Source organism: Nostoc parmelioides FACHB-3921 (assembly GCF_014696625.1).
Lineage (GTDB): Bacteria > Cyanobacteriota > Cyanobacteriia > Cyanobacteriales > Nostocaceae > Trichormus > Trichormus parmelioides.
Genome location: NZ_JACJQL010000135.1, coordinates 1 through 7535 on the forward strand (window position 1 = coordinate 1; position 7535 = coordinate 7535).

At 41.4% G+C, this 7535-nt stretch carries 6 protein-coding genes; 3 read left to right on the top strand and 3 right to left on the bottom strand.

From position 1 onward, the window contains the following. Positions 1–346: 346 nt before the first annotated feature. Together H6G14_RS32385 and H6G14_RS32390 are read right to left on the bottom strand one after the other, a co-directional pair. A complete protein-coding gene (locus H6G14_RS32385) occupies positions 347–1201 on the bottom strand; it encodes a hypothetical protein (RefSeq protein WP_190573008.1) in 855 nt (284 codons plus the stop codon). A 1146-nt stretch (positions 1202–2347) separates the two neighbouring features. Then, complete coding sequence (locus tag H6G14_RS32390) at positions 2348–2902, bottom strand: NUDIX hydrolase (protein ID WP_190573010.1); 555 nt, start codon at positions 2900–2902, stop codon at positions 2348–2350. Between the two features lie 136 nt (positions 2903–3038). Between H6G14_RS32390 and H6G14_RS32395 the strand changes: the two genes are divergently transcribed. The 3 genes from H6G14_RS32395 to H6G14_RS32405 are packed head-to-tail and all read left to right on the top strand — an operon-like array spanning position 3039 to position 6416. Further along, positions 3039–4091, top strand: coding sequence for a dipeptide epimerase (locus H6G14_RS32395; protein WP_190573012.1), 1053 nt, complete (start codon positions 3039–3041; stop codon positions 4089–4091). Beyond that, positions 4075–5121 (top strand): DUF1611 domain-containing protein, encoded by a 1047-nt coding sequence (locus H6G14_RS32400; RefSeq protein ID WP_190573014.1) that lies wholly within the window; start codon positions 4075–4077, stop codon positions 5119–5121. Before H6G14_RS32395 ends, H6G14_RS32400 begins: the two co-directional genes overlap by 17 nt. Before the next feature lie 35 nt (positions 5122–5156). Continuing rightward, a complete protein-coding gene (locus H6G14_RS32405; RefSeq protein ID WP_190573016.1) occupies positions 5157–6416 on the top strand; it encodes a GTPase family protein in 1260 nt (419 codons plus the stop codon). A gap of 69 nt (positions 6417–6485) precedes the next feature. On the opposite strand, the gene H6G14_RS32410 is transcribed toward H6G14_RS32405, so the two are convergent. Next, entirely contained in the window at positions 6486–7061 is a 576-nt protein-coding gene (locus H6G14_RS32410) for a TIGR04376 family protein (protein ID WP_190573018.1), read from the bottom strand. Between the last annotated feature and the right edge of the window lie 474 nt (positions 7062–7535).

Below are 7535 nucleotides of genomic sequence, written 5' to 3' on the forward strand. Positions count from 1 at the left end.
TTAAGGTTCGGTTTTCTTCTGGCGTGAGAATGATGCGTAAAGGCGCAGGCATAATAGGTTAATTTTGCAGTCTTTCTATCTTATAATTAATTCCACCCACCTACTTACAGTTCAGTTAAAACCAACAACTTAGACTAGTGTAAGTTGGGTGGAGGAACGGAACCCAACATTCTCAAGACTTTGTTGGGTTACGCTATCGCTACACCCAACCTACTATTCTTATATCTTGCAGCATTTGCTTTTTGCGAAAATTATCAAGCCAAAAAGCCTATTATTTCGTAGGGTGGGCAATGCCCACCACCTTTTTATTGAGAAGGTGCAAGATGTTAGTAGATGAGAATTGTAATTAAAGCTGCTGACACAGGGGCGATGTTGAAGTTTGTGACTGTGGTCTTTTGAAAGATACCTCTGTCATAAATTCTCTTAAAGTTTTGTCTTCTGTAATTAATCTTTCTATATTTTTTAGCTTAATTCGTGTAGAGCTATAATTGCGCCTGGTAATACTGGTTGTTAAACCCATAATTTGGGTAACTCTTGCAGCAATTACTTCAAAATTTACGCTTGAATAATCATCAATTAATTTTGATAGTTGTCGTCCAGTATCCGCAGCGATTAACAGTTTAGTTGTTGTATCCTCAATAGCTGCTTGTTCAACTGCATTTACTTTTAGCCATTCATCTATTTGTTCTGCGACTTGGCGTTTAATTTCTTCTGTGGATAGAGATGAATTGGGACTGTTATATAGTTTACGTAGTTGTTGTAGTCTAACGCTAATTAGTACCCGTTGGGGATTGTTGGGTTTTGGCGGTCGTTCTTGAATTTGCTTGGCTAAGAGTAACATTTTTACTGTTAAACATCTTGCAGGTTGAGCCGATTGAGAAACTATTCTTGAACTACCATAATCTATCTTTTCCAGATTTTGAAATATCTCTAAGGCTGTGTCATATTCAACAGTTAAATTATCTAACTCTCTGTCAAAATTTGATGGTTCTCTATTTGTCTCTTCATCTTGGGTGATAATTTTATCTATTTCTGGAATATCCCTAAAGTTAATACTGGGATCTGTAAGTAGTTGTTGAGTGATTAACTCACGGGATAGTTTCGGGTCTAGTGGCACATTTTTGAGTGTATAAATTTCCTTAACTGAGGTAATGGCTTCGACTACCTGGTCGTGAAATCTCTCGGTAGTTATCCGCAACATTGTTCGTCTCTCAGGTGTGCAACTGCTGAGAGTCAAGCTCATGGTTAAGGTGAATAGGCAGAGTTTTAACCTAGTCAATTTCGGATTGATGGAATATGAGTATTTAATTGTTTTAGTTATACATTTATACTCAAGTTTATCTATTCAAATTACTTAATTCTTAACTTTTTTAGAGGTAATTTTTAAGTTTAGGTCGGTTTTAATTTTTTAAAAAATCTTCAAGGCGCACAGTTATCTGTGTTTACTACTTTTGTTTTTTGTTTTAGCACAAACACTTTGCCTTTAGATGGCAAAATTCTGTTTATTGCTTCCATCCCCGTGAGGGGTAAAGGAATTAAAACAGGTGACTTTTTGAAAGTCACCGAAAAGCCAAGAAAAGGGTTTCCATCCCCGTGAGGGGTAAAGGAATTAAAACACTGGATTCCGTCTTCTCTTCTGCTTTTGCAGGAGGGGTTTCCATCCCCGTGAGGGGTAAAGGAATTAAAACCCTACCCTTCCAGAAGCCTTATCCAGAGAGGGTTAGAGATAGCTATTTTAGCGGGGGGTACATTTTACCTGTCAACAAGCACAAATTATTGACAATAGAGGACTATTAGACCCCATTGAAACCTTTGTACAGTAAGCGATTCGCGGGGGTCAACGAAAGAATGATGGTTTTAGGGATCGGTCTACCCCCGCGAAAAACTTACGTGTCGATAGTTAAAAGAAACACTTTTACGTTCAATCGGAAACACAATATTAAGTTTTCAAGGTTCTGTGATTATGAGCAGTAGTATAACAAACTACTTTAAGTTGTGAAAGTCAGAAGTATTAATTTTTCTATCATGTAGTTACTCGGTAATCTGTATATATAGCGATTTGCAGTTGAGTCAAATACAGACCTAACCCCAAACCACTTCCCTTCTTAAGAGGGATTTAGGGGGATCAAACTACATTTTGCACCCAGCACAAAAATGTGTATACACCGTAGCCTACAAGGAGAAAGGTTTGGAGAGAGGTCACTCAGTAGTAAAAAAGCAGGGGAGCAGGGGAGCAGGGAGTAGGGGAGAAAAACCACCCACAAGGGGTGTTAGCGAAGCGGAACGTAGTTCGGCTTCAACCAAGGGAGCAAGGGAGCTATCGCCCACAAGGGGCGAGGTTTTAAACCTAACTTCTCCCTATAAAATTTAACCCTAGAAATAAAGCTGCAATAGTTCCTGCTACTGAAATTTCACCTTGAGTAATTTTTTCTAAGACTAATTCAAGAGGAATTAAAATAACTTCTATTTCTTCTGTAATATCTAAATTTTGCTCTCCAAGTTTAACAACATCTTCTGCTAAGAATAAATGAATTTGATTCGTTTCTTTACTAGGATTATCGTATAGTGTGACAATTTTAATTAATTGTTGAGCGCTATAACCAGTTTCCTCTTCCAATTCTCTCAAGCCTGCATCTTCAGCACTTTCTTGTGTTGGTTCAAACCTCCCGGCTGGCAGTTCTAGAAAAAATTTTCCAGCCCCATGTCTGTATTGACGCACAAAGATAACTTCTTTATTAGATGTAATTGGCAAAACTAGGACAATATCTGGCTTAATATTGACAAAATAATCATCTATTACTATACCGCTTGGTAATTTAACTTCATCCTGTCTGACTTGACACCAAGGATGATCTAAGACCATTTTGGATTTTAATATTTGCCATTCTTGTAATTTACTCATAGATTTATTTATTTACGAATTAATATTTAACTTTTTATCCACTCAGGATGAATGTAAAAAAGTATAACAGATACCTCAAATAAGCTAGACTTTGTATTTACACTGTTTTTGCTCTCAGCAAAGATTGAGCGTGGTTATGCAGGTAGAAGTCATTTTGTTTACGGTCAATAAAAGATTTCCCTTGACCATTAGTCGTGGCACTACGGCAAAGACTACAAATGTCTGGGTGAAAATTCTACATGATGACATCGAAGGCTGGGGTGAGGCTTCACCGTTTGGTGTGGGTAATTATGGACAATCAACTAATGTCATCAATGACTACTTGCAGCAAATTGTGCCATTTTTAGAACCATTTAGCCCGTTGCAGCGACAGGAAATAGAGGAAGTATTCATAAAATATCAGGTTCCTTCCGCAGTCAGGGCAGCGTTAGATATGGCGATGCACGACTGGTTGGGTAAGTTTGTGGGTTTACCTTTGTGGCAAATCTGGGGACTCGATCGCCAGGCTATAGTACCAACTTCTGTTACCATTGGCATTGATACACCGGAAGCCGCCAGGATACGCACAAGAGACTGGTTAGAATTTACCGACGTTCGCCTGTTGAAAGTCAAGTTAGGCAGTCCCGATGGTATAGAAGCAGATAAGAAGATGCTTTTAGCTGTGCAGCAAGAAGCACCAGCACAAGAGTTTTTTGTGGATGCCAACGGGGGTTGGAGTTTAGAAGATGCGGTGGAAATGTGCAATTGGCTGGCTGATTTAGGTATCAAATATATTGAACAGCCACTAGTTAGGGGACGAGAAGAGGATTTAATCAAACTCAAGGAAAAATCCCCCCTACCGATATTTGTTGATGAAAGTTGCTTTAACAGTAAAGATATTCCCCGTTTAGCTAATTATGTAGATGGCATCAATATTAAATTGATGAAATCTGGGGGTTTAACTGAGGCGCTGCGGATGGTACACACAGCCAAAGCTTGTGGTTTACAAGTCATGTTCGGCTGCTATTCTGACAGTACACTATCCAATACTGCTGCGGTACAACTAGCACCATTAGCTGATTATTTAGACTTAGACAGTCACCTCAACTTAAGCGATGACCCTTTTACGGGTGCGTTACTTAAAGAGGGGCGAGTGATACCAAACGATTTACCAGGCTTGGGGGTAAGATATAGTGCGTCTGCCACTTAATCAACGAGTAGCAATTCTGCTACATGAAGGAACTACCGGAACTGTTGGCAAAACCGGGCTAGCACTTTTACGCTACAGTGAAGCCCCTATTGTTGCTGTAATTGACCGCAACTGTGCAGGCAAATCCTTAAGAGAAATCACAAGTATCAAGCGTGATGTACCGATTGTCAAATCGGTAGAAGCAGCATTGGAATACAAACCCCAAGTCTTAGTGATTGGTATTGCCCCCAAGGGTGGTGGGATACCAGATGATTACTGGATAGAACTGAAAACTGCGCTGGAAGCTGGGATGTCATTGGTGAATGGCTTACACACACCCTTGGCTGGTATCCCCGATTTAAATGCCCTCCTGCAACCAGGACAATTGATTTGGGATGTCCGCAAAGAACCAGCTAATTTAGAAGTTGCTAGTGGTGCAGCGCGGACTTTACCCTGTCGGCGGGTGTTGACGGTGGGAACAGATATGGCGATTGGCAAAATGTCCACCAGTTTAGAACTGCATTGGGCGGCAAAATTGCGGGGTTGGCGTTCTAAGTTTTTGGCTACCGGGCAAACTGGGGTTATGTTGGAAGGTGATGGTGTCGCCTTGGATGCGGTGCGGGTAGACTTTGCTGCTGGTGCTGTGGAACAGATGGTGATGCGCTATGGCAAGAACTACGATATTTTGAACATTGAAGGGCAAGGTTCCCTACTGCATCCTGGTTCTACTGCTACCTTACCTCTAATTCGTGGTTCCCAGCCCACCCAACTAGTACTAGTACACCGCGCCGGACAGACTCACAACGGCAATAATCCCCATGTACTGATTCCGCCGTTACCAGAAGTAATTCGGCTGTATGAAACTGTAGCTAGTGCAGGTGGTGCTTTTGGAACTGTGCCTGTGGTAGGTATAGCTTTGAATACTGCCCATTTAGATGAGTATGCAGCAAAAGAGGCGATCGCTCACACAATAGCAGAAACCGGTTTACCTTGCACTGATGTCGTCCGCTTTGGTGCTGATGTTTTATTAGATGCCGTGATGCAGAATTAAAATATATATAGGGTGTAACTTAACCAGCAAGTGCAATGACTAGGCGAGGCGATAATTCTTGGGCAAACCGTGTGACTGGTGTCTGGAAAAAGGCAGCAGATAGTGTGGTGCAGAGATTACCAGTGGAACAGGTTTCCCAGAAGTTTTTCCAGTGGTTCAGCGTGAGTGAAGCTGAAGTTGCCGAGATTTTGGAGAAAGTGCGCCAAGAACTGCCAACTACAGAGGCTTTGCTAATTGGCAAGCCACAAGCTGGTAAAAGTTCCATTGTGCGGGGTCTAACAGGCGTTTCTGCGGAGATTGTCGGACAAGGCTTTCGTCCCCACACCCAACACACCCAACGCTACGCCTATCCATCTAACGACCTGCCATTACTAGTTTTTACTGATACTGTGGGGCTAGGCGATATTAACCAGGAAACCCAGACAGTCATACAAGAGTTGGTGGGAGACTTACAAGAGAAAAGTAGCCGCGCCAGAGTCTTGATTTTGACAGTGAAAATCAATGATTTCGCTACTGATACCTTGCGGCAAATTGCCCAAGAATTGCGGCGCAAATATCCAGAAATTCCCTGTTTACTCGCAGTTACTTGTTTACATGAAGTTTACCCCCCTGGTGTCGAGAATCATCCAGATTATCCACCAAACTATGAGGAAATAAACAGGGCTTTTGCGGCGATTCAAGCAGCTTTTACAGGACTTTATGACCGTTCACTCCTCATTGACTTTACCCTAGAAGAAGATGGCTACAATCCTGTATTTTACGGCTTAGATGCCCTCAGAGATAATTTGGCAGAACTCCTCCCAGAAGCGGAAGCCCAAGCTATTTACCAGTTATTAGATAAGCCAACAAGCGAGAAACTGGGCAATATTTACCGGGATGCAGGCAGACGTTACACCTTATCATTTGCGGTGATGGCTGCTGCACTCGCTGCTGTACCCTTGCCATTTGCCACCATGCCTGTACTCACGGCATTGCAAGTATCGATGGTGACGCTGTTGGGTAAATTATATGGTCAAACACTCACACCATCCCAAGCAGGTGGTATTGTGAGTGCGATCGCCGGTGGTTTTTTAGCCCAAGCCATAGGAAGAGAGTTAGTTAAGTTTATCCCAGGATTTGGGAGTGCGATCGCTGCATCTTGGGCAGCCGCTTACACCTGGTCTTTAGGGGAGACAGCCTGCGTCTACTTTGGCGATTTAATGGGTGGTAATAAACCAGACCCGCAAAAAATCCAATCTGTTATGCAGGAAGCTTTTGCCAAGGCGAAAGAACGATTTAAAGGAATTAAATCCTGAAAATCTTTTCTTTCTCCGTTGAATAATGGGATATCTCCCCAAACTATCTTCTATGTAGATATTTTTTACTTATTTCCCCAAATTACGCTTCATTTGCTCTAGTTCATCTTGGGTTTCCCAACGGCGGAACTTTTCTTCTAAATCATCAAATCCGCCACTAGAACTGGTAGTAGAATTCCACCAACCATTAGTTTCTATACGTTGTTGGGTTTGGGCTTTAGCCCGTGCTGTTTGTGCTTGTGCTGCTTTGGTTTGTACTTCTTGCCGCCTAGCTTGTATCTTACTGAGTAATTCTTTGGATTGCTCTAAGCGTTCTTTTAGCCCCTGCATATGTCCCCAAAGCTGATTACCCTCACGCAATAAGGCTGCTTCTCTCTCTTCTGCTGGCCCCACCAAATCTTGCCTATTAGCATTTTTGGCTTTTTGAACTCGGATATGCCAACGCTGGATTTCTTGCGCTGTGGAGAGAATATCTTCTTGCGATCGCTTTTCTTGTAACTGTAAATCTGCTACCAACTTTAAAGTATCTTCCTCTTGCTGACGCAGCTGTTCTAACAGCGCCTCCAACTCCAAATGTGGATTATTCCGCAAGAATTCCTCTAAACGGTTTTCTAGAAACCGACTCAAATCATCAAATAAGCCCACTGTTAGAACTCCAGAGGTTAGATGCGTTACTACTTTATTGTAGTATTTTCATCGTAGTGAAAATTCCTCTATTTTAATTTGTCCAATCCTCCAGCACCAAACTGGGAATTTGAGAGAAATCCTTTTGGTTACCAGTAACCATCACTGCATTTATAGAAAGGGCAATTGCCGCTATTCGCAAATCTTTCTGTAGTCTTTTTTTATTTATTTGCTGGTTTTCGCTAAGTAAACTCTGGTAGCAAGTATAAGCAGCCCAAAATTAGATGATAAAAGACTTCAAACAGCCAAAAATCAGAAAAAATTTACGTAAGTTTAACTAATATAGTAGATATACTAGTATCATTAGTATCAATATAGAATCTATACTTATAGCGTTTACCAGTCTAATGAAGTACATTATTTAAAATAAAGATAGTGTAGATACTCAAGGGTAAAAATGAAACCATATTCCCTAGACTTTCGCCAAAAAATATT